This is a genomic window from Bacillus cereus group sp. MYBK216-1, assembly GCF_051916495.1.
Classification (GTDB): Bacteria; Bacillota; Bacilli; order Bacillales; family Bacillaceae_G; genus Bacillus_A; species Bacillus_A thuringiensis_K.
Window position 1 is genome coordinate 752,613 of record NZ_JBQAGT010000003.1, and the last position, 22,641, is coordinate 775,253.

The window sequence follows — 22,641 nt, forward strand, 5'->3', positions numbered from 1 at the left end:
AAATTTCAAAACGGGAGATGATTCAAATGAGCAAGTTAAAAAGTTGGAGAAGTTTAACTTTTCTATTATGGATAGTTATTACTATTACAATGGTCGTAACGATGCCTAATATGGATAAATTAGTGAAAGAAAAAGGGAAAATTACAATCCCTAATACAAAGCAAAGCAGTATTGCTGACAAGATGATGAAAGAGATGGATAAAGAAGGGGTTGAAAAGTATGAAATTATAGCCGTTTTTAATAGTGGCAATAAGGCAGTTTTAACAGATGAACAAAAAAAGGAAATAACAAAAACAATCAACGCCCTGCGAAATGAAAAAGAGCAATTAGGAATTAAGGAAGTTGTTTCACATTTAGACAATAAAGACTTGGAGAAACAATTAGTTTCTAAAGATAATACGACTATTTTAACGCAAATATCGATAGATAAAAAACATGGTGAAATATCAAAAGTTTCAAATAATCTTCATGAAAAAGTGCAAACGAAAGGGGTAAAAACGTATTTAACAGGAAGTGACTTAATAGCGGGTGATTTTCTTAAATCCTCTCAAGAGGGAGTGAAAAAGACAGAAGTTATTTCAATCATTTTCATTCTTGTAGTATTAATCCTTGTATTCCGTTCACCAGTTGTTCCAATTGTTTCTCTTCTTACAGTTGGTATATCGTATTTAGTTTCAATGGGGATTATTGCCCAGCTTGTAGATCAATTTAATTTTCCATTCTCAAACTTTACACAAGTGTTCGTAGTCGTCGTCCTGTTTGGGGTAGGAACAGATTATAACATTTTATTATATACGAGGTTTAAAGAAGAATTAAGTAAACAAGAAAATGCATTTTTAGCTACGAAAGAAACATTCAAATCAGCAGGTAAAACTGTATTATATAGCGGAATAGCGGTGCTAATTGGTTTTGCATCACTTGCGTTAGCAAGTTTTAAATTATATCAATCTACTTCAGCGGTAGCAATTGGTGTTTTAGTATTATTACTCGTATTAACGACTTTAAATCCATTTTTCATGGTGCTTTTAGGAAAAGGAATGTTTTATCCAGTTAAAACATTTAAAGGTCATGAGGATAGTCGCTTATGGGGATTCTTTGCGAAAAACTCAGTAGCAAGACCATTTGTCGCTTTAATCATCGTAGTCGTAATATCGATTCCTTTCGTATTAAAATACTCTAATACACTTAATTACAATGATTTATTTGAAGTGGATAATAAGTATGAATCCAAGATGGGTATTAACGTAATAGAGGATCATTTTCCGCCTGGTTTCTCTTCACCGAGTACATTAGTCATTCAATCTGATAAAAAGCTGGATGAAGGAACTTCTCTACAAATTTTAGACGAATTAACTGATAAAATTTCGAAAGTTAAAGGTGTGTCAGAAGTATATGCACCAACACGTCCAACTGGTGAGAAGATAAAAGAATTATATTTAAATAAGCAAGCGGGAGAATTGAATACAGGATTAGGGGATGTCGATGGTGGCATAAAGGAAATTAATGATGGATTAACAGATGCGAAAAATAAAATGGGAAGTAATGATTCAAATAGTCTTGCGAATGTTCAAAAATTAATTGATGGAACGAACGAGGCGAAAAACGGGGTATCAGCATTGGGAACAGCTTTACATCAATTATCAAATGGCATAAACGACGGTGCACAAGGAGCACAGCAAATTGAGAGTGGTTTAGCTTCAGTAAACGAAAATATAAATGTTCTATCTAATGCAACGTCGCAGCTGCATGCTGGTTATGCACAGTTAGAAAAAGGTTTAAACTCTTACGATCAATACTTCGGAAGTATTTCTCAAGCGATTGATGGTGCGAAAAAGGGATATGAACAAATTGAAATGTTAATGACCAATTTCGTTCAAACGAAACCAGAATTAGCGAATGATCCAAACATACAACAAACGATAGGAATTGCTAAAGAGGCTCAAAAGAAATTAAGCGTACTTTCAAATGAATTAAATCAATTAGCAACACAGCACAAAACGGCGATGAGTTCATTTAAAGAAGCGAATCAATCGTTACTGAAAGTGGATAACGGCTTAAAAGAAATGAGCAATGGAGTTAATAAGTTACAAAAGGGAGCAGCCGATCTTAAAAATGGATTAAATGAAGGTTCTTCAGGTTCAAAACAAATTGCAAATAAATCAGTTGAGTTACAGTCTGGATTAACGAAAATAAACGATGGGCAAGGACAACTTTTAACGGGCCTTAAAGATCTGCAAGAAAAGATGGGCCAATTACAATCCGGTTTATCTAAAAGTACAGAAGGGCTTGGAAAAGTAAGTAATGGCCTGCATGACGCACAGAAATATTTAGGGGAGCTCAATGAATCGAAAAGCTCTGAGAAGTTTTATATTCCAAAAGAAGTGCTAGAGGGAGAAGATTTCCAAAAAGCATTGAACACGTACATGTCACAGGATAGAAAAATTGCTAAAATGACTATCATTTTAGATGTAAATCCGTATTCAAAAGAAGCGATGCCAATTATTGAAGAAATTAATAAAACAATCGATGGCACTGTAAAAGGAACGGAATTACATGATGCGAAAACAGCAATTGGCGGAACAACAGCTAGAAACGTGGATTTAAAAGAAGTAACAGGGCAAGATTTCTTACGTACAGCTACGATTATGTTGATTGGCATTGCGATTGTATTAATCGTAATTACACGCTCATTACTAAACACAATATTTATTATTGGCTCATTACTATTGGCGTACTTTGCATCACTTGGTATAAGCGAACAAATTAGTGCACATGTATTACATGTAGAGTCATTAAGCTGGAATGTTCCATTCTTTAGCTTCATTATGATTGTCGCTTTAGGAGTGGATTATAGTATTTTCGTAATGATGCGCTATAACGAGATAGAAGGGGATTCGGTAACGAAAATTGTAACTGCATCTCGTCATATAGGAGGAGTTGTATTATCAGCTGCGCTAATTTTAGGCGGGACATTTGCAGCATTAATTCCATCAGGTGTATTAACACTTATACAAGTTGCATCAGTAGTTGGCGTTGCACTTCTTCTATTAGCTTTAATTGTGATGCCGATATTATTACCAGCGTTAATAGGGTTAACGAGTAAAATGAAGAGTTACAAAGAGAAAATAATAAATACGAAATAAGAAGAGACTGTAGGGAATGATTTCTCTACAGTTTTTTCGGTATATAATATTTCAGAAGAAAATGAATCCGATATATTACAGAATGAGCAGTGAAAGGTTATATGAGAAAGAGGTCGATGATATACATACAATAGCTAGGGGAATGGACAAAAACTATCCGATTTCATTGTAGAAAGGTAATCAACCGTTGCTATTCATCCAGCTTCTACTATATAATAGCTATAGTCTACAATAATTGAGTCGTAATATGCGATTTTTTAAGACAATCGGTGAGAAAACGCTGAAATAAGCGGTATTAGTAGGAGGACACAAATGATTACAGTAAGTAACGTTAGTTTGCGTTTCGCGGATCGCAAATTATTTGAAGATGTTAACATAAAATTCACGCCAGGTAACTGCTATGGTTTAATCGGAGCAAACGGTGCTGGTAAATCAACATTTCTAAAGATTTTATCTGGAGAAATTGAACCGTCAACAGGTGACATACATATTACGCCAGGTGAGCGTCTAGCAGTATTAAAACAGAACCACTTCGAATATGAAGAGTTCCCAGTATTAGAAACAGTAATTATGGGTCACACGCAACTTTACAAAGTAATGCAAGAGAAAAATGCTATTTACATGAAAGAAGACTTTAGTGATGAAGATGGTATGCGTGCTGCTGAACTTGAAGGTGAGTTCGCTGAGCTTAACGGTTGGGAAGCTGAGTCAGAAGCTGCAATCCTTCTTAAAGGTTTAGGTATTGGTGAAGATCTTCATGATAAGAAATTGTCAGAATTAACTGGGGCAGAGAAAGTAAAAGTATTACTTGCTCAAGCTTTATTCGGTCAACCTGACATTCTATTATTAGATGAGCCTACCAACCACTTGGACTTAAAAGCGATTCAATGGTTAGAAAACTTCTTAATGAACTTTGAAAACACAGTTATCGTAGTATCCCATGACCGTCACTTCTTAAATAAAGTATGTACGCACATGGCTGACCTTGATTTCGGTAAAATTCAGCTTTATGTTGGTAACTATGACTTCTGGTATGAGTCAAGCCAATTAGCTTTAAAATTAACACAAGATGCTAATAAGAAAAAAGAAGAGAAAGTAAAAGAGTTACAAAACTTCATTGCACGCTTTAGTTCAAACGCTTCTAAAGCGAAACAAGCAACTTCTCGTAAAAAATTATTAGACAAAATTACATTAGATGATATTAGACCGTCATCACGCCGTTACCCATTCGTTGGCTTCACACCTGAGCGTGAAGTAGGAAATGACTTATTAACTGTTGAAGGTCTTTCTAAAACAATTGATGGTGAAAAAGTGTTAGATAATGTGTACTTCACTTTAAATAAAGGTGATAAAGTTGCATTTATCGGCCGTAACGATATTGCAATGACAACATTATTTAAAATCCTTATGGGTGAAATGGAGCCGGATAGTGGTTCATTCAAATGGGGTGTAACAACCTCTCAATCTTACTTCCCAAGAGATAACTCTAAGTACTTTGAGAACAGTGATTACAACTTAGTTGAATGGTTACGTCAATTCTCTCCACAAGATGAGTCTGAAAGCTTCTTACGTGGTTTCTTAGGCCGTATGTTATTCTCAGGTGAAGAAGTTAAGAAGAACGTTTCTGTATTATCTGGAGGCGAAAAAGTTCGTTGTATGTTATCTAAAATGATGTTAAGTGGTGCGAACGTAATCACACTTGACGATCCAACGAACCATTTAGACCTTGAGTCAATCACAGCGTTAAACAACGGTTTAATCGCATTCAAAGGTACAATCTTATTCACATCTCATGACCATCAGTTCGTACAAACAATTGCAAACCGCATTATCGAAGTAACACCAAACGGTGTAATCGATAAAGAGGCTACTTATGATGAGTTCTTAGAAAATGAGGAACTTCAAAAACAAGTAGATGCAATGTACAAAGGTCAATAATATATAATGAAAAAACTCGCTCTAAAAAGAGCGAGTTTTTTTGTCGAGAAAACGTAACATCGCTGGGAGATCAAATGAATAATTATTCAAATATAATATCAATGAACATGAGAATTTTTTATGTATGGAAGGGATGTAATGAGTTTAAGATTTAAAGAGTTAGTTGAAGAAAGGAAATGTAAGTGGAGTAATATAATCAAATCGCATTATTTTGTCATGTGAAATATGTACCAAATTTGGAGATAGAATAGTTTGCGAATGAGTTTATAAAGGTATATAGTATGGGGTGTCATAATTAGTGGATGAATCTTGGGAGAAAACAGGAAATGTTACAAATTTATTTTGTTAAATAGAAACCGAGGTCAAAATGTCTAGAAAGAAATAGTTGAATAAATACTAGCTTCAAATTATAATTACTAATATTCTTCATATAGTTAAATAAAGATAACCTATTTGAAGAAGAAAATTTGAATAGAGAGACAGACTTATAAAAAATAAGCCTTGGATGATTAAAAGAGGTGGAGAAATGAAACAGTTCTTATTAAAGAGCAAAAATGTGTTAAGCAATCATTTTGGATTCTTTCTGTTTGCCGTTATTTTATTTTGGCTCAAAACATATGCAGCTTATGTAACGGAATTTAATTTAGGAATTTCAAACACAATTCAAAAATTCTTGCTGTTTTTTAACCCGCTTAGTTCAGCAGTTCTATTTTTAGGACTTGCATTATTTGCAAAAGGGAAACGATCTTATATTTGGTTAATTGTTATCAACTTGTTATTGTCGATTCTTTTATACGCAAACGTAGTATATTATCGCTTTTTCAGTGACTTTATTACGTTCCCGACATTAACACAAACGAATAACTTTGGAGATTTAGGTGGTAGTATTGTTGCGTTGCTACATCTTTATGATCCGCTATACTTCTTAGATACAATTATTTTAATTGTATTAGTAGCAACGAAATTTGCAAATCCGAAACCAATTCGTGTTGCGAAGCATAAATTATCATTAGTATTTGTAGCAGGTATTTTATTATTCAGTGTTAACTTAGGTCTTGCAGAGTCTGACCGTCCTGAATTATTAACTAGAACGTTTGACCGTAATTATATTGTGAAATATTTAGGTGCATACAACTACACAATTTATGATGGAATTCAAAGTGCGAAAGCATCGACAGAACGAGCATTAGCTGATGGCGATAATATGACAGAAGTACGAAATTATTTAACATCAACTTATGCAAGTCCAAATCCTGAGTATTTCGGTAAAGGAAAGGGAATGAACGTAATTTACATTCATTTAGAGTCATTCCAAAACTTCTTAATTGATTACAAATTAAATGGTCAAGAAGTTACACCGTTCTTAAACTCATTTACAAAAGATGCGAATACACTGTACTTTGATAACTTCTTCCATCAAACAGGACAAGGGAAAACATCTGATGCGGAGTTTATGTTAGAGAATTCAATGTTTGGTTTACCGCAAGGTTCTGTCTTTACAACGAAATCTCATAATACGTATCAATCAGCACCAGCTATTTTAGGACAACAAGGATACACATCAGCAGTATTCCACGGTAACTACAAAACATTCTGGAACCGTGACGATATTTATAAATCATTTGGTTTTAATAAATTCTTTGATGCGTCATACTATGATATGAATGAAAAAGACGTAGTAAACTACGGATTAAAAGATAAACCATTCTTTAATGAATCTATTCCGTTATTACAAACGTTGAAACAACCGTTCTATACAAAATTTATTACGTTATCAAACCATTTCCCTTATCCAATCGATAAGGCAGAAGCAACGATTGAACCAGCAACAACAGGTGATTCATCAGTAGATACGTACTTCCAAACAGCACGCTATTTAGACGAATCTGTAAAAGGCTTCATCGATTACTTGAAACAATCTGGTTTATATGATAACTCAATTATCGTTATGTACGGAGACCATTACGGTATTTCAGATAACCATAACGCAGCAATGTCAAAAGTAATGGGTAAAGAAATGAACTCATTTGAAAATGCACAGTTACAACGTGTACCTTTAATCGTTCGTGTACCAGGAGTGAAAGGTGGCGTACAACATCAATACGGTGGTGAAATTGACGTTCTTCCAACACTATTACACTTACTAGGTACAGATACAAAGAATTATGTTCAATTTGGTTCTGATTTATTATCACCAGATTATAAACAAGTCGTTGCGTTCCGTAACGGTAATTACGTAAGCCCAACAGTTACGGCACTAAACGGCAAATATTATGATACAACTACTGGAAAACCAGTAGAATTTACAGATGAAATAAAGAAAAATGAACAAATGGTTCAAAACTCACTAAAATACTCTGACCAAGTCGTAAATGGTGACTTATTACGATTCTACACACCGGAAGGATTTACTCCAGTAGACCGTTCGAAGTATAACTATAACAACCGTGATAAAAACAAAACGAAAGTAAAAACGACTCCGGAAGGGGAAGCTAAATAAATAATAAAAGGCACTATTCATATGAATAGTGCCTTTTATTTGTAAATATACCATCATTATTAGACAGAACCAGCTTTTGCTTTTTGTTTTGCCTTTCCGAAGAAAATTACACCGACGATGATAATAATGATAAATGCCCATTTAACGAAAGGGTTACTTTCGAAAAATCCAGCGAACCATTTCTCATCTACAATCATTTTCGCGGCAGTATAAGCTAAAACGGCTGCTCCAATCGTAATGATGACAGGAAAACGATCTACCCATTTTAAAATCAATGTACTGCCCCATACAACTACAGGAATAGAAACTAATAGCCCAATGATTACTAAAGAAAAGTTACCATGGGCAGCTCCTGCAACAGCGAGTACATTATCAATGCCCATTAACGCATCAGCAATAATAATAGTTTTAATGGCAGACCAAAATCCTTCTTCTGCTTTAATATCATGATCTTTGCCTTCAGCGATTAATTTGTAAGCAATCCATATAAGGAGTACACCACCAATTAAAAGTAAACCAGGTATTTTTAATAACCAAACGACAACTAAGGTAGCGAGGGCTCTAATAGCGATTGCCCCGACTGTACCCCATATAATAACTTTCTTTTGTTGATCTTTCGGTAATCTTCTTGCTGCTAATCCAATTACGATGGCGTTATCTCCGGCTAACACTAAATCGATTACAATGATGGCCAGTAGGGCAGACAAATATTCAGGTGAAAGAAAATCCATATACATATCACTCCTTAAGAGTAATATGTGCTAAAGTGTTGATAATATAAAAAAAGGATTGAAATTGTATATTCAATCCTTTTTTTGTCTGTATTCTGATATGTATGTTTTTATTTTGAATAAGTCGCTTTTATAGTTTTTTACTTATCGCGTTTCTTTCTTAAATTGATTCCAAGCTTCTTCAGTTTGTACTATAAATACGATCATATAATATCGACTTATTTAAACTAGGTTAAAGATAGCATGTGATATTTCAAAGTTAAATTTATTTGATAAAAGGGAAGGGACGTATAATATTGATATGGTGCAAGCATGTATAGGTTTTCTCTATAAGGAAATTCTAAAAACGATAAAAAAGACTTGATAACCTACTAGAGGAAATCAAGTCTTTTCATTACATACGATTATCATGCCAGAAGTTTAATGGGAAGTGTTCGTTCTCATTATATGCTTCTAATTCATATCCTTTTTCTTTCAGTCCTTTAATAATTCCAGGAACTGCTTTTACTGATTGTGGATGAATATCATGCATAAGGATAACTTCTGTTGGATTTGTAGCACCATGTAACACGTTTTCTACAATTTTAGCAGATGCAGCATCAACTTGCATTTTGTTATATTTCCAGTCTAAAGAATCAATTGTCCAATCCCAAACTTTTAAGCCATTTTCTACAACTTTGTTGCGAAGAGCTTCGTTTAATCCTGGCATAGAGCCGTAAGATGGACGAGTTAATACTGGTGATTTACCTAAAACACCAGCGATTAAGCCTTGGTCTTCCTTCATTTCATCTACGTAATGACCTTCAGTGTAGAGTTTCTTGTAGTTATGAGTCATACTGTGCATCCCAACGTAGTGGCCTTCAGCATCTTCGCGTTTTACAAGATCAGGGAAAGCTTTTACGTTTGAACCAATTAGGAAGAATGTTGCTTTTGCATTTTCTTTCTTTAACATATCTAAAAGCTCAGCTGTGTATTTTCCAGGACCGTCATCAAATGTTAAATAAGCGACTTTTCTAACTTGCCCGTTATAATGTTTTGGCGCTTCTTTCGGAGCAAGAGATGTTTGAATCTCACTTACAAGTTGAACAGATTTTGCTTCATCCTCTGTACTAGCTAGAGCGGTATGTACTGATCCAAAAGCCGCTTCGTATGTGAATAATACCCCCGCACACACTAACATAGCCCTTTTTACTAAAGTTGTCATTCGAATTCCATTGTGCATAATTTTCCTTCTCTCTATAAAAGTTCTACTCTACTATATTAGCAATTATAGGTAGGGAAATGCAAAGAAACTTTTTTACAAGTGTAAAAAAGTTTAGCCAAATGTATGCAAGATTTTAAAGGAATGTCATTTTTAAAGAAATGTCACAAATAATTGGATAAATTGAATTATTAATTGGAAACAATATAAGGGATATTAATTTTAGGAGGTGTTTTAATTGAATTATAAAAAAATGTTTTCAATATTTATGACAAGCATATTTACAGTAGGATTATTAATTGGTTGTAATCCAGCTCCAAAAGACGAAAAGGAGCCAGATCCAACGGAGGAACCTTCTGAACAAAGACAGGAGGAAAAAAATGACAAACAAGATCCTGCTAAAGAAAAAAATAATGAATTAAACAAAAAGGATGAACAAGAACCAGACCCAACAGAAGAACCTTCTGAGGAACAAAAGAAGAAAAAAGAAAACGAGTAGTTGTAGTTTAATGAAATATGTAGCGTGATTTTGTAAAAAAGAATACTTTCTAACACATACAACCACTTTTCTTGTTTTATAAAAAGTGGTTGTATAAAATTGTATATGAATTTAAATATTTCGTGGATATAAATTTTGCTTTAATGCTACTTATTAATTCATATAGTTTGTAATGTTTATTTCCCCTAAAATGAAGCTTGAAATCAATATTAATCTTTCTTTACAAACTCTTCAATTATCATATTAAATTCACCTGTTAGTTTTATCAACAAACTTTATATTGTTACTGCCTTCCGTATCAAATACTTCATACAGCATAATTACCTCTCTCCTTAATTTAAACCTAATACCCTCCTGATGTGTAATAGTAGGTATGGTTGTGTTAAAGTTGTGACAAAAAATTAATTGATTCGTTTATTTTATGAAGATTTGTGCTTTCTTTTAACGATTAAAGTGTTAAATATATTAGAAAGTTTTAATAAAATTAAAAACTATTACCTTGGAAGTAGGAAATAAAAAATTTATAGGAATGAGACTAAAGTCTAAAAACCGAAAGAAGGCTAATCATACTTTCGTATCACTTCATTTTCGTTCTAATTATTGATTCGAATATTTGTATTTAGCCGACTATATAATGCATTTCATGGTGTGGTGGAAGATGCGAATGAAGCTGTACAAAGATTTGCTGATCGGTATATAAAGGCTCTGCAAGGAGAATTATTTCATACGTAATAGCTTATATTTCATCTCTACATTTATATAACTAGTTTTACATGAATTTTATACGAAAGACCTATTGTTTATTAACTAATAGGTCTTTCAACTTAGGAAGCTCACACTAATGAGGGATGTTAAAGGAAATATATGTAACCTATACTAATTACTATAAAGCTTTGGAAAATGAAAAGGAGGAGATTTGCATGAAGAATTGGGTTCAATTTAGAATTGCAAGACCAACAGATAAATTTGAAGAAGTGATAAGTTTTTATGAAACAGGATTAGGACTAAAACGTATAGGAGAATTTCACAATCACGAAGGATATGACGGGGTTATGTTTGGATTACCAGATGAAGAGTATCATTTGGAGTTTACTACACATGTTAATGGAAGTCCATGTCCAGCGCCGACAAAAGATAATTTACTAGTTTTTTATATGCCTAATAAAGATGAAATTGAAAAGATAGTAAATCGATTAAGTAATATGGGCTATCATGAGGTGGAACCAGAAAACCCGTATTGGATAGAGAAAGGAACCACAATAGAGGATCCAGATGGTTGGAGAATTGTGCTTATGAATGCATCTGAATAAAGAAACTATTATCATATGAAAAAGAGTGTAACAAAATGATTTATACAAAAATCCCTACAGCGTTTGTAGGGATTTCTATATAAGAAAATCTTATTGAGAGAGTTATTAAAATGTAGAAAGATTTTGGCTAAGAACAAATGTAATACACATAATTTATGAAGGAGGTATAAAAGTATGATAGTAAACCATTTTAAAGAGTTTTCTAAACATGTTGGAAATACACCTCTCATTAAAAATTCTTTCGTAGTTTATATCTTATTCTACGGAAAATTGTTACCATCAAAAAACTGTACATGTTAAATATACAGTTTTTTGATAGTGTAGTTGTGCAATGTTTAGAAATTTCACATACCGTATTTTAAAAATAAATATAGGTAAACCAAAAAGTAATGTAGAATATATCGTACATACATATATAGAGTCAACATAAAAGATAAAGAGGTGGGTATATGTTACTTGAGGAAGTAATGCAGCAACTAGAAGGATATGGAACAGAACAAAATCGAAAAACGTATAAAAACCACGGAGCGAAAGAGCCGTTATTTGGAGTTAGTTTTGCAAATTTAAAATTGTTAAAAAAGATGATAAAAAAAGATCACGATTTAGCAGTTGAATTGTGGGAAACGAAAAATATGGACGCGATGACATTAGCAACTTATATTTTAGACCCGAAGAAAATAACGACAGAGCAGCTTAATAGTTGGGTTCAGGATGTTGATTATTACTGTTTAATGGATGTTCTTATGACATCTATATGTACTTCGCCAATTGCAATAGAAAGAATGGAAGAGTGGACAAAGTCTAATGATGAATGGATTGGAAGAGCTGGCTGGTCTTTATTAGCAAATATAGCGATTAAAAATAAAACGTTACATGATGATTTCTTCTCTCCGTACTTAGAAGAGATTAAAGAAAATATACATAATGAAAAAAATAGAAAAAAAGAAGCGATGAATAGTGCTTTAATCGCAATAGGAATTCGTAATGAAGACTTAGAGCGACAAGCGATTGGAATTGCAAGTGAAATTGGAAAAGTAGAGGTTGATCACGGTGCAACATCATGTAAAACACCAGATGCAGAAAGCTATATAAAAAAAGCGAGAGAAAGAGCTAAAAAAAAGAAAGTGGAATAAGAAAAGAGGAGCGGTTATGAAACCAATCGAAGCAGCACAAAACATAATTACATCACAATTTCCGAATTGTGATGTAGCTTTACTCGGCGGAAGCGTTGCACGAGGAGAAGCGACGAAAACATCTGACCTTGATATTGTAATAGTTGACCACAGTTTAACTTCTTGTTATAGAGAATCTTTCTATAGTAATGGATGGCCTGTTGAGGTGTTTGTTCATAATTTTGAAACATATAAAACTTTTTTCAAAATGGATTGTGATCGAGGGAGACCGTCGTTACCACAATTAGTTTCAGAAGGGATTGCATTAAAAGGGGAACAGGAAATTGTTGAGAAATTAAAAAAAGAAGCGAATGATTTACTACATAAAGGACCAGCTAAATGGACCGAAGAAACGATTAAGCAGAAGCGATATTTTATTACGGATACTTTAGATGACTTTATTGGTGCAACGAAAAGAGAAGAAGAATTGTTTATCGCTAATTTATTAGCGGATTTAGTACATGAATATGTATTAAGAGTAAATGGTATGTGGCTTGGGAGTTCAAAATGGTTTATTAGAGTGCTAAGAAGATATGATGAGCAATATGCAAACAAATTTGTAGCGGCTTTTGATTATTTTTATAAAACGGGAGAGAAAAATGAATTAATTCATTTTATAGAAAAGACGTTAGAGCAGTATGGTGGAAGAGTGTTCGAAGGATTTTCTATTGGTAAATAAAAAGGGGAGAGAACAATGAATGTACCATATGTTCAATTAAGAGAATTGACACTAGATGATGTAGAAGATCGCTATCAATGGTCATTAGATAGAAATGTAACAAAGCATTTAGTTGTACCAGATCAATATCCTCCGTTCACTCGTGGAGATACGAGAAACTGGATTGAAGCTTGTATAAGCCGAAAAAATGGTTATGAACAAAGGGCAATCGTTACTGAGACAGGTATACATATTGGATGGGTAGACCTTAAAAATTTTGATAAAACAAATAAAAATGCAGAACTAGGAATTGCGATTGGAAATAAAGACTATTGGGGTAAAGGATTTGGAATGGCAGCTCTAAACAGCATGTTACAAATAGGTTTTTCCCAGTTTGAATTGGAGAAAATTTGGTTACGTGTAGATGAAGATAATACACAAGCTAAAAAGAGTTATGAAAATGCCGGATTTGTATGCGAAGGGTTAATGAGAAATGATCGATTGAGACAGGGGAAGTTCATTCATCGCAATCGTTACAGTATATTAAAAGAAGAGTATGAATCAAAAAAAGTAGCCTATAAAAATATTATGTAAATTAAAAAGGGGAAGATAAAATGATTCGATTACTTACAAAAGCGGATGCAAAACAATATTGGGAGTTACGTTTACAAGCATTACAAGTAAATCCAGAAGCATTTGTAACGACTTATGAAGAAGCAGTACGTCAAGAAAAACCTCTTGAACGTGTTGCTAGTAATCTTTCATCCAACAGTAGTTTTACATTTGGTGCTTTTAATAATGAAAATCGTTTAGTTGGGGTTGTTACTTTATTAACAGAAGAAAAGGACGCATATAAGCATAAAGGACATATCGTTGCGATGTATGTAGATACTGAAAATCGAAGAAGTGGTCTTGCACGTGATTTAATACGTAAAGCAATTGAAAGGGCAAAAGAGATGAAGCTAGAGCAATTCAATTTAGGGGTTGTGTCAACGAACGAACCAGCAAAACGATTATATGAATCAATGGGATTTAAAACGTACGGAATTGAAAAAAGGGCTATAAAAATGAATGGTGTGTATAGTGATGATGAACATATGGTGTTGTTCTTTTAAGAGAGAAAGTTTTGTATGAAAAAGGGGAAACTGCGACAATAAGATGGGGAATATGGCATATAGCAGATCATAATCGGTATCATCAAGCTCATATAAGTCGATTGAGGAAATTATACAGAGAATATAAACTACATATTCTTTAATTTTTGAATGAACGAACGCCTCTAAATAATAATTAAAGGAGGCGTTTGTTTTTATTCGTTCGCTTTTCTTCCCAAGCTATCATTCAATTTACTGGTTTCTCAATAGAAAACCAGTAAATTGAATGTGCAATAGTTGGTAGCCATCTTTTATAGCGGATGCGTATATTTTCATGGTGAGTATAGTGGGTCGAGATTAAAGTAGATTTTGCCCCTTGAAAATTTTGGTATGTAATGACCTCGATTTCATATCAATGCACTTTATTCCCATGTAAATCTACTACAATTCCTTCATCATTCCAAAATGAAATGTAAGTTTGTATGTAGATTTTTCATCGCGTATACTAAAATATATGTCATAGAGATTAAAAATTAAATACAAGGGGTTTTACAATGAAAGCAATTGTTATAGGGATACTGGCATCATTTTTCTTTGCCTTTACTTTTGTTTTAAACAGGGCAATGGACTTAGAAGGTGGAAGCTGGATTTGGAGTGCATCATTACGGTATTATTTTATGGTTCCAATGCTATTACTTATTGTTATGTATAGAGGGAACTTAAAGCAACTCTTTCAATATATGAAAAACAATCCGAAAGAATGGTTAGTTTGGAGTATCGTTGGATTTGGTCTCTTTTATGCACCGCTTAGTTTTGCTGGAGCGTTCGGACCAGGTTGGCTCGTTGCATCAACATGGCAAATTACAATCGTTGCAGGGATTTTGTTAACACCATTTTTTGCGGTGGATCCACTACATAAAAAACTTCCGATGAAGGAATTAGTTATGTCGGGCATTATTTTATTCGGTGTTGTTCTCATGCAAGTAGAACATGCTTCTTCATTAGGTATTCGTGAAACCATTTTATGTGTAGTTCCTGTAGTTATTGCAGCATTTGCGTATCCTCTTGGAAATAGAAAAATGATGCAAGTTTGTAAAGGGGAATTAGATGTATTTCAGCGAGTACTCGGTATGACATTAGCAAGTTTACCATTTTGGTTTTTATTATCTGGTTACGAAGTATCAACTGGCGGATTACCGTCAAGTAGCCAAGTTTTTCAATGTTTTATTGTAGCAGTTAGCTCTGGGTTAATCGCGACAGTATTATTTTTCTTTGCGACAGATCTTGTAAAAGATGATCCGCAAAAATTAGCAACAGTGGAAGCGACGCAGTCTGGTGAAGTTTTATTTGCGCTAGTAGGAGAGCTGATCTGGTTATCTGCACCAATTCCGTCATCATTATCTTGGATTGGTATGAGTCTCGTTATTATTGGAATGATACTTCATAGTTATGTGGCTGTCGTTGTAAAAAAAGAAGAAAAAATAACGGCGTAATGAGATTAGCTCTTTTTATTAAGAGCTAGTCTTTTTTCATAGAAAGGGATGAAAGTATGAATATACAGCGCGTTGAACAAATTGAAAAAGATTCAATATTAAATGTGCTACAATATGCTGTCGGTCCAAATGAAATAAGCTTAAAGAAGGCAGTAATATTTTATCAAAGTAATAAAGGGACTTTGTACAAATATGAAGAAAAAGCTTGTCTAGGTATTGAAATAATCGGAGAAACTAAAGCAAGAATATGTCATATAGCAGTGGCTCCAGATTATCGTCAAAAAGGAATTGCACTGCAAATGATTAAAGAGATTGTAAGAGTATACCAATTGACTTATATAGAAGCGGAGACAGACGATGGGGCGGTAGAATTTTATAAAAGAATTGGTTTTCAAGTTAAAAGTTTAGGAGAAAAATATCCAGGGATAGAAAGATTTCATTGTTACATGGAAAAATAGCATGGAAATATATAATTGTACATATTGAATATAGTTTGAAAAAAATAATAATTTCATTATATAATATAGGTATCTGGAAAAATATAGATAAAAGAAGATAGGTGTATAACACGTGAGAATGGAGAAAAGTAAGTTTATAAAAATAGCTACTTCAATAGGGATGTCATCTTTTTTATTAACAGGTTGTGGTGATTATGAAGAAGAAACTGCTCAGCAAGAAAGTACAGCTGTTAAAACAGATGGTGCAAAACAAAGAAATGAACAAGAAACATTAAATTGTGATGATAAAGCCCCAACCAATGAAAATATAGAGACAGATGAGTTATGCAAGGAAAATAATCCGTCATTTTCATCTTATCATGAAAACTCTCATTTACCGATACTTCCATTTGTAGCAGGATATTTATTAGCGAGTAGAACTTCAAATATGAATTATACAGCAAAACCAAATTTAATGAAGAAACCATATGCAAATAATGTTATTCCATATCGTGAAAAAGATGAGCGTAGAACAGGTGGCGGTAGTAGCGGTGGTTATTCTGGTGGTTCTAACGGTAACAATAATTCTTCCAATAAAGTGGATTTAAATAAACAGCAGCCAAATCCATCCAATAAAGTAACACCAGATACAAATACGCCAAAATCATCTACTACGCAAACACCGAAAGTAAACTCTGGTTCAAGTGGAATTGGAAACGCAAAAGCGCCAGCAGGATCCTAAAACGAAAGGGTAATGGAGTAATGTATACACAACGAGAGCAAGAAGAGTATATGAAAGTATGGTTTTCACTTGCAGAAGAGGCTAGTAGGAATGGTTTCACTTGGCCTAGTCTGTTAGAGAATGAAGAATGGAATCAATATATGGCAACAGGGATGTATCGCATGCCAGCAAAAACTTATACTGCTATCTCAAAAGCGACAGAAGAAATCATGTATGTGTTATATAGAACGTATCAATATATTGTAAATACGACAGAAGATTTTCAAAAACTTGGATTTCCAGCTGAAGCGTGGGAAATGGCGAGAATGAAACATAATGGTTTATTTTCATATTTTACAAGGTTTGATTTTATCGTAAATGGTGACGATATAAAATTAATAGAAGTAAATTGTGATACGCCAACAGGCTATTTAGAACCGTCTGTCGCAAATGAAGTGTTATGCCGTTATCATGATGTAAATCACCCAAACCATATAGAAGAGCATATTGTGCAAGCATGGGAACAAATTAAACATGACTATCATATAGGCCCTGAAGAGACGATATATTTTACTAGTTATGATTGGCACGATGAAGATAGACAAACGGTCCAGTTTTTAAGAACGTATTGCTTAAATCAGTCAACGGACTATGTAGGAATACAAGACATTGTCGTTGCGGAAGATGGTATATATACGCCAAGTGGAGAAAAAATAAAATATTTATATAGACTGTATCCAATAGAGTATTTAGTAACGGACGTTGATAAGAATGGGAAAAGGATTGGTTTGCAATTTTTAGATCATATTGCGCAAGAAAGAGTGAAAATTATTAATCCGCCAGCCGCGTTTGTTATGCAAAACAAAAGTGTACTCGCACTAATTTGGAAGTTTTATGAAGAAAGTGTTTTCTTTACAGAAGAAGAGCAAGACATTATTTATAAATACTTTCTACCAACATATTTTTCAAATAAGCGATTTCTAGAAAGACATGAATCATACGTTTCAAAACCTGTATTTGGTCGTGAAGGTGGCGGAGTATCTATATACGAAAATGATGAATTATTAGCTGAAGATAAAACAGAGTATTACTTTGAACAAAGGAAGATATACCAGCAATACATAGAAATGCCTGACTATACCATTGACACATGGGATGGTCCATATACTGGTAAACTATTAATTGGCTCTCACTGTATAAGTGGAAGAGCAGCAGGCTTATTTTTACGTGTAGGTGAGAAAATAACGGGAAACTTATCAATGTTTACTGGGGTTACAATTGAAGGATAAAGTAAACAAAGAGCTCATCATTTGTGATGAGCTCTTTCGTCTATGTATAAAACAGCTTTTTATGGTTGGATGTAAAATCTTCACTTTCTTTTTTAATTTAAATCTTAATATTATAATTTAAATATTTTTGTGTAATAATATTACCATTTTTTATAGATATGAAAAATGATTAAGTTAAAAATTAAGAAAAATATGATAATATATTTATATAAAAGTTTAAATTTACGTAGCTAGTGGGGGAACCAATATGAAAATGAATGAAATAGTTGCAAGTACACAATTTCCAAATACAATCGAAACAATAACAAAAGATTTAAAAGCATTAGGAGTCGAAAAAGGAATGACAATTATCATTCATTCATCACTAAGTTCTATCGGGTGGATATCTGGTGGTGCGGTTGCTGTAGTAGAAGCATTAATGAAAGTTGTTACGGAAGAAGGAACGATAATAATGCCAACGCAATCTTCGGATTTGTCCGATCCGAAACATTGGTCAAGACCACCTGTACCGGAAGACTGGTGGCAAATTATCCGAGATAACGTCCCAGCATTTGATTCACGTATAACCCCAACAAGGGGAATGGGTGAAATAGTTGAATGTTTTCGTACATATCCGAATGTAGTACGTAGTAATCATCCGTTAGGAAGTTTTGCTGCATGGGGAAAACATGCAGTAGAAATAACAATGAACCATTCGTTATCAATGAGCTTTGGAGAAGAATCTCCATTAAGAAAAATATATGATTTAGACGGGTACGTATTATTAATTGGTGTTGGATATGATTCCAATACGTCTGTTCATTTATCCGAGGTGCGTTCTGGTGCATGTGAGTTAATACAAGTAGGAGCACCTATTATAGAAAACGGTGAAAGAGTGTGGAAAGAGTTTGTTGAAATGGATTACGAATCTGAGAAGTTTGTAGAAATTGGTGTGGAGTTTGAGCGAAAAGGAACTGTAAAAAATGGGAAGATAGGGAATGCAACGTGTCGTCTAATGAAACAGCGTGATATAGTTGACTTTGGAACAGAATGGTTTCGTAAGAAAAATTAGTAAGGGATGGTTATAATGAAGGGGAAAAAGGTATTAATTACGAGCGGTGGTTGTCTAGAAAAATGGGATCAAGTACGCGGGCATACGAATATGGCCAAAGGTACAATTGGAAGGATAATCGCAGAAGAACTTCTAGCTAAAGGGGCACATGTTATATATTTACACGGTTATTTTGCGGAGAAACCGAGTGATGTACATAGAGGGTTAGAATTACATCCGTTTGAAGGAATCGTTGATTTACAAGATAAAATGAAAAGTATCATCACACATGAAAAGGTTGATGCAGTCATTATGGCAGCGGCTGGATCAGATTGGATTGTGGAGAAGATTTGTGATCAAGATGGTAATGTTCTTAATATGAACGGAAAAATTTCAAGTGATATAGCACCGATTATTCATTTTCAAAAGGCTCCAAAAGTATTAAAACAAATAAAAGAATGGGACCCAGAAACAGTGCTTGTTGGTTTTAAACTTGAAAGTGATTTAAGTGAAGAAGAACTGTTTGAAAGAGCAAAAAATAGAATGAAAGAAGCAAGGGCGAATGTAATGATTGCGAATTCACCACATTCTTTATATTCGCGCGGAGCTGTGCATTATGTAATTGGACAGAATGGTAAAGGGAAGTTGTGCAATGGGAAAGATGAAACAGCGAAAGAAATTGTCAAAAGCTTAGAGATATTATGTAATCGTGTCACTGCTTTTTAAAATTAAGTTTTTAGATAAGAATGAATCCGCATAGTAATAAGTAAGCGAAACTTTAATTGGTGGGAATTTTACTTTTACACGAATGTGAAGCGTATATCAATCAAGAGCTATACACAGAATAATTGGTGAGGAGTGGATTCTATGGAACATTTATTAAAGCAAGCTATTAAACTTAGAAACGAAAAGAAGTATGCGCAGTCTAAAGAGATGCTTATAGGATTAACAAACTTTACAAAGGATGCAGAAGTACTGTATCAGTGTGCGTGGATACATGATGTAATGGGGCTAGAAACAGAAGCAGTTCCGTATTATGAGCAGGCAATCGCAAATGGACTTGATGGCGAATCGCTTTGCGGTGCTTATATTGGTTTAGGAAGTACATATCGTTGTATAGGGGAATATGAAAAGGCAATTACAGTATTAGAAGCTGGGGTGAAAAAATTCCCAGAGAACGCTCCGATGAAAGTATTTTTATCATTAGCAAAATATAACGTAAACGATCACGAATCAGCGATGAAATTATTACTTGAAACTGTCGTGAAAGTAGAGGAAGTAAAAGAATTTGAACGTGCCATTTCATTTTATAAAGACCATTTAAATGAGGTTTTTAAATAAAGGAGTGAACGTATGAAGGCTACACTATCACAAAGGCGAAAAGATATTTGGATTGGACTCGTCTCTTTAATTATGCTATCAAACTATTTATTGTATGCCCTTCCAATTGTACCAGTTGCGCCGAAAGAAGTTGTGCTTGGGTCATTATTAGATTGCATGTTTGTCATTCCAATCATCACGTATTTCTTCATTATTCGAAAAAGATACTCATTAACGTATATAGTTCCTGTTGTAATAGCTGGTTATATTTTTGCAAGATTTATTATTCCAAGTGACTATTTACAAGCTTTTTCATTCATCTCTTATATTATTGTTGCGGCTGAAATTGCATTTGTAGGTATAGAATTATTCCTTCTCTATAAAATTGTTAGAGTGCTTCCTAAAATAATAAAAAAATATAAAGAATATAGAAGAGAAAATTATTCCTTTTCTTATGCAATTGATGCAGCGTTTGACGCTACTATGAAAAGAAGTAAGTTAGTAGATGTCATTCTAACAGAGTGTAAGTTAATCTATTATGCGTTTTTATCGTGGCGTGAAAAAGTACCAACAGGTAAATCTGTATACTCATATCATAAAAAGACTGGTGCTATAGGTGTGTATATCATGATTATTCACGCAACAGTAATTGAAAGCATTGGTTTTCATTATTTACTACATCAGTGGAATTCAGTAATAGCATGGATTTTACTTATTTTAAATGTATACGCGATGATTTATTTTATAGCTGAAATACAAGCGATGCGCAAAAATCCCCTTGTCGTAACAGAAGAACAAGTAATCATTCAAATCGGATTAGGAAAGAAAATCGTTATGCCATTTACACAAATAGATAGTATTGCGTTCTACAAGGGGGAATTGCTAACGGCAAAAGAAGGGAAACAGGTATTGGATGCAACTGTTATGGAGTTCATAAAAGAACCTGCTACTTTTGAAATAACATTAAAAGAGCCAGTGAAAGCGCAGTTGTTATACGGCTTTTCTAAAACAGTAAGTCGTGTTTACTTAAATGTTGATGAAGAACGAAAATTTTATGATGCGGTTAAGGAAAAGTTAAAACATGAGTAATAGTGCTGTTAGTTGCATAAAAACAAATGAGCTTCCGTTAGAAGTGAAAAAATATGAAACATGGATAGTGAAAAACTCTTTCTAAATAAGAAGGAGTTTTTATTATGTACTTGTATAAATCATTATATAAAAAACTATATACTTCTTTATCACTACATAAATGGATATAATTGAGGATAGAACTAGCATAAGGGGAAACAAAATAATGAATAAGTTACTTACATCGAAAATTGAAATTATAGAAAGAAAAATCCGGTATAACTCAACAATAGTAGATCACAATTGCTTATTACTTGAAAAACAATCACAAAGTATCGTTTTGTTTCACGAGGTGCAGTATTCATTTACAATGACTGCAAATGATACTAAGTTAACAATCCCAAAAGGGAGTTATACAATCGCATATTACTGGAAAGATCGTCCGTACAATTTATACGTATGGAGAGATATAAAAGGAAAGTATTTAGGTTCATATTTTAATATCGTAAAAAACACACAAATAAAAGATGAAGTGGTTTCCTTTGAAGATTTAATCATCGATATTATGGTACTTCCAAATGGAGAATACTTCATATTGGATGAGGATGAAGTACCAGAACCATTAGGAAATTTCGAAGGTGGTTATGTGAAGAAAGCTCTTTATGGATTAAAAGAAATCATTCAAAAAGAGCTTCCATCAATAGTTTTGGAGACAGCCAGGGTGCAGAGGAAATAAAATTAAATTACATAAATATTTTGAATAGGAATGAGTAGTCTTAAGTTATACGATCTAACTTTTTTGATAAATCTAAGGTTAGTAGCATATTTCTTGAAATTACTCTTTTTTTGTAGAAATTTCGTCGCTTAGTTACTAAATCCCATCAAATGCATTTAGCGTGTGAGTTTTCTTATTGGTTACAGTGGATTAAAGATCATAAAAAATAGTAAGTAAACGATACCGTTTAAATAAAAAAAAGTAAAATGTTCAAGCAAATCATATGTATGTTTTAATAAAACCTAGTTGACTTATCGGAAAT

The 22,641-nt window shown here is 33.5% G+C and carries 20 protein-coding genes and 2 pseudogenes; 20 read left to right on the plus strand and 2 right to left on the minus strand.

All coding sequences use genetic code 11. The features are described 5' to 3' along the window. Positions 1-26: 26 nt before the first annotated feature. The 3 genes from ACTFRH_RS14060 (at position 27) to ACTFRH_RS14070 (ending at position 7,581) form a co-directional block, all read left to right on the plus strand. The gene (locus ACTFRH_RS14060) at positions 27-3,143 is read left to right on the plus strand and encodes an MMPL family transporter (RefSeq protein ID WP_000040307.1); all 3,117 of its coding nucleotides are present in this window, start codon (positions 27-29) and stop codon (positions 3,141-3,143) included. Between the two features lie 312 nt (positions 3,144-3,455). Beyond that, positions 3,456-5,081 (plus strand): ABC-F family ATP-binding cassette domain-containing protein, encoded by a 1,626-nt coding sequence (locus tag ACTFRH_RS14065; RefSeq protein WP_000633864.1) that lies wholly within the window; start codon positions 3,456-3,458, stop codon positions 5,079-5,081. Positions 5,082-5,607: 526 nt separating this feature from the next. Beyond that, on the plus strand, positions 5,608-7,581 hold the full coding sequence (locus tag ACTFRH_RS14070; protein ID WP_440048873.1) for an LTA synthase family protein: 1,974 nt from the start codon (positions 5,608-5,610) through the stop codon (positions 7,579-7,581). Between the two features lie 59 nt (positions 7,582-7,640). On the opposite strand, the gene ACTFRH_RS14075 is transcribed toward ACTFRH_RS14070, so the two are convergent. Continuing rightward, complete coding sequence (locus ACTFRH_RS14075) at positions 7,641-8,312, minus strand: TerC family protein (RefSeq protein WP_000346947.1); 672 nt, start codon at positions 8,310-8,312, stop codon at positions 7,641-7,643. Positions 8,313-8,706: 394 nt separating this feature from the next. Continuing rightward, the gene (locus ACTFRH_RS14080) at positions 8,707-9,534 is read right to left on the minus strand and encodes a peptidoglycan-N-acetylglucosamine deacetylase (protein WP_000551445.1); all 828 of its coding nucleotides are present in this window, start codon (positions 9,532-9,534) and stop codon (positions 8,707-8,709) included. A gap of 217 nt (positions 9,535-9,751) precedes the next feature. Between ACTFRH_RS14080 and ACTFRH_RS14085 the strand changes: the two genes are divergently transcribed. From ACTFRH_RS14085 to ACTFRH_RS14165, 17 genes and pseudogenes are all read left to right on the plus strand, one after another. Then, a complete protein-coding gene (locus ACTFRH_RS14085; RefSeq protein WP_001106981.1) occupies positions 9,752-10,012 on the plus strand; it encodes a hypothetical protein in 261 nt (86 codons plus the stop codon). 618 nt (positions 10,013-10,630) lie between these two features. Continuing rightward, positions 10,631-10,744: pseudogene (locus tag ACTFRH_RS14090) on the plus strand (hypothetical protein); the annotation flags it as partial. Positions 10,745-10,932: 188 nt separating this feature from the next. Beyond that, a complete protein-coding gene (locus ACTFRH_RS14095; RefSeq protein WP_000800670.1) occupies positions 10,933-11,322 on the plus strand; it encodes a VOC family protein in 390 nt (129 codons plus the stop codon). Positions 11,323-11,771: 449 nt separating this feature from the next. Then, a complete protein-coding gene (locus ACTFRH_RS14100; RefSeq protein WP_000923463.1) occupies positions 11,772-12,455 on the plus strand; it encodes a DNA alkylation repair protein in 684 nt (227 codons plus the stop codon). A gap of 16 nt (positions 12,456-12,471) precedes the next feature. After that, positions 12,472-13,173 (plus strand): nucleotidyltransferase domain-containing protein, encoded by a 702-nt coding sequence (locus ACTFRH_RS14105; protein ID WP_000802426.1) that lies wholly within the window; start codon positions 12,472-12,474, stop codon positions 13,171-13,173. Between the two features lie 15 nt (positions 13,174-13,188). Then, the gene (locus ACTFRH_RS14110; protein ID WP_001102506.1) at positions 13,189-13,746 is read left to right on the plus strand and encodes a GNAT family N-acetyltransferase; all 558 of its coding nucleotides are present in this window, start codon (positions 13,189-13,191) and stop codon (positions 13,744-13,746) included. Between the two features lie 20 nt (positions 13,747-13,766). Next, positions 13,767-14,267, plus strand: a complete 501-nt coding sequence (locus ACTFRH_RS14115) for a GNAT family N-acetyltransferase (protein WP_000620319.1) — start codon at positions 13,767-13,769, stop codon at positions 14,265-14,267. Beyond that, positions 14,264-14,410: pseudogene (locus ACTFRH_RS14120) on the plus strand (DinB family protein); the annotation flags it as partial. The gene ACTFRH_RS14115 and the pseudogene ACTFRH_RS14120, both read left to right, overlap by 4 nt. Positions 14,411-14,800: 390 nt before the next feature. Next, positions 14,801-15,739, plus strand: a complete 939-nt coding sequence (locus tag ACTFRH_RS14125; protein WP_000644589.1) for a DMT family transporter — start codon at positions 14,801-14,803, stop codon at positions 15,737-15,739. Positions 15,740-15,795: 56 nt separating this feature from the next. Next, positions 15,796-16,197 carry a GNAT family N-acetyltransferase gene (locus tag ACTFRH_RS14130; protein WP_001025789.1) on the plus strand — a complete coding sequence of 134 codons (402 nt, stop codon included), beginning with the start codon at positions 15,796-15,798 and terminating at the stop codon, positions 16,195-16,197. 112 nt (positions 16,198-16,309) lie between these two features. Continuing rightward, entirely contained in the window at positions 16,310-16,918 is a 609-nt protein-coding gene (locus tag ACTFRH_RS14135) for a hypothetical protein (RefSeq protein ID WP_001242220.1), read from the plus strand. A gap of 20 nt (positions 16,919-16,938) precedes the next feature. Beyond that, complete coding sequence (locus tag ACTFRH_RS14140; protein ID WP_000288525.1) at positions 16,939-18,186, plus strand: glutathionylspermidine synthase family protein; 1,248 nt, start codon at positions 16,939-16,941, stop codon at positions 18,184-18,186. Between the two features lie 247 nt (positions 18,187-18,433). Next, on the plus strand, positions 18,434-19,237 hold the full coding sequence (locus ACTFRH_RS14145) for an aminoglycoside N(3)-acetyltransferase (RefSeq protein ID WP_000783342.1): 804 nt from the start codon (positions 18,434-18,436) through the stop codon (positions 19,235-19,237). Positions 19,238-19,252: 15 nt separating this feature from the next. After that, positions 19,253-19,942 (plus strand): phosphopantothenoylcysteine decarboxylase domain-containing protein, encoded by a 690-nt coding sequence (locus ACTFRH_RS14150; RefSeq protein ID WP_000676728.1) that lies wholly within the window; start codon positions 19,253-19,255, stop codon positions 19,940-19,942. Positions 19,943-20,083: 141 nt separating this feature from the next. Next, positions 20,084-20,557 carry a tetratricopeptide repeat protein gene (locus ACTFRH_RS14155; RefSeq protein ID WP_000400636.1) on the plus strand — a complete coding sequence of 158 codons (474 nt, stop codon included), beginning with the start codon at positions 20,084-20,086 and terminating at the stop codon, positions 20,555-20,557. A 12-nt stretch (positions 20,558-20,569) separates the two neighbouring features. Next, complete coding sequence (locus ACTFRH_RS14160; protein ID WP_000648428.1) at positions 20,570-21,625, plus strand: hypothetical protein; 1,056 nt, start codon at positions 20,570-20,572, stop codon at positions 21,623-21,625. A gap of 205 nt (positions 21,626-21,830) precedes the next feature. Further along, positions 21,831-22,340, plus strand: a complete 510-nt coding sequence (locus ACTFRH_RS14165; RefSeq protein WP_001037880.1) for a DUF402 domain-containing protein — start codon at positions 21,831-21,833, stop codon at positions 22,338-22,340. The last annotated feature ends 301 nt before the right edge of the window (positions 22,341-22,641 follow it).

Excerpts from the sequence above, each read along its gene's own strand:
- ACTFRH_RS14060 (WP_000040307.1), top strand. The coding sequence starts at position 27 with ATGAGCAAGTTAAAAAGTTGGAGAAGTTTAACTTTTCTATTATGGATA.
- ACTFRH_RS14065 (WP_000633864.1), top strand. The coding sequence starts at position 3,456 with ATGATTACAGTAAGTAACGTTAGTTTGCGTTTCGCGGATCGCAAATTA.
- ACTFRH_RS14070 (WP_440048873.1), top strand. The coding sequence starts at position 5,608 with ATGAAACAGTTCTTATTAAAGAGCAAAAATGTGTTAAGCAATCATTTT.
- ACTFRH_RS14075 (WP_000346947.1), bottom strand. The coding sequence starts at position 8,312 with ATGGATTTTCTTTCACCTGAATATTTGTCTGCCCTACTGGCCATCATT.
- ACTFRH_RS14080 (WP_000551445.1), bottom strand. The coding sequence starts at position 9,534 with ATGCACAATGGAATTCGAATGACAACTTTAGTAAAAAGGGCTATGTTA.
- ACTFRH_RS14095 (WP_000800670.1), top strand. The coding sequence starts at position 10,933 with ATGAAGAATTGGGTTCAATTTAGAATTGCAAGACCAACAGATAAATTT.
- ACTFRH_RS14100 (WP_000923463.1), top strand. The coding sequence starts at position 11,772 with ATGTTACTTGAGGAAGTAATGCAGCAACTAGAAGGATATGGAACAGAA.
- ACTFRH_RS14105 (WP_000802426.1), top strand. The coding sequence starts at position 12,472 with ATGAAACCAATCGAAGCAGCACAAAACATAATTACATCACAATTTCCG.
- ACTFRH_RS14110 (WP_001102506.1), top strand. The coding sequence starts at position 13,189 with ATGAATGTACCATATGTTCAATTAAGAGAATTGACACTAGATGATGTA.
- ACTFRH_RS14115 (WP_000620319.1), top strand. The coding sequence starts at position 13,767 with ATGATTCGATTACTTACAAAAGCGGATGCAAAACAATATTGGGAGTTA.
- ACTFRH_RS14125 (WP_000644589.1), top strand. The coding sequence starts at position 14,801 with ATGAAAGCAATTGTTATAGGGATACTGGCATCATTTTTCTTTGCCTTT.
- ACTFRH_RS14130 (WP_001025789.1), top strand. The coding sequence starts at position 15,796 with ATGAATATACAGCGCGTTGAACAAATTGAAAAAGATTCAATATTAAAT.
- ACTFRH_RS14140 (WP_000288525.1), top strand. The coding sequence starts at position 16,939 with ATGTATACACAACGAGAGCAAGAAGAGTATATGAAAGTATGGTTTTCA.
- ACTFRH_RS14145 (WP_000783342.1), top strand. The coding sequence starts at position 18,434 with ATGAAAATGAATGAAATAGTTGCAAGTACACAATTTCCAAATACAATC.
- ACTFRH_RS14150 (WP_000676728.1), top strand. The coding sequence starts at position 19,253 with ATGAAGGGGAAAAAGGTATTAATTACGAGCGGTGGTTGTCTAGAAAAA.
- ACTFRH_RS14155 (WP_000400636.1), top strand. The coding sequence starts at position 20,084 with ATGGAACATTTATTAAAGCAAGCTATTAAACTTAGAAACGAAAAGAAG.
- ACTFRH_RS14160 (WP_000648428.1), top strand. The coding sequence starts at position 20,570 with ATGAAGGCTACACTATCACAAAGGCGAAAAGATATTTGGATTGGACTC.
- ACTFRH_RS14165 (WP_001037880.1), top strand. The coding sequence starts at position 21,831 with ATGAATAAGTTACTTACATCGAAAATTGAAATTATAGAAAGAAAAATC.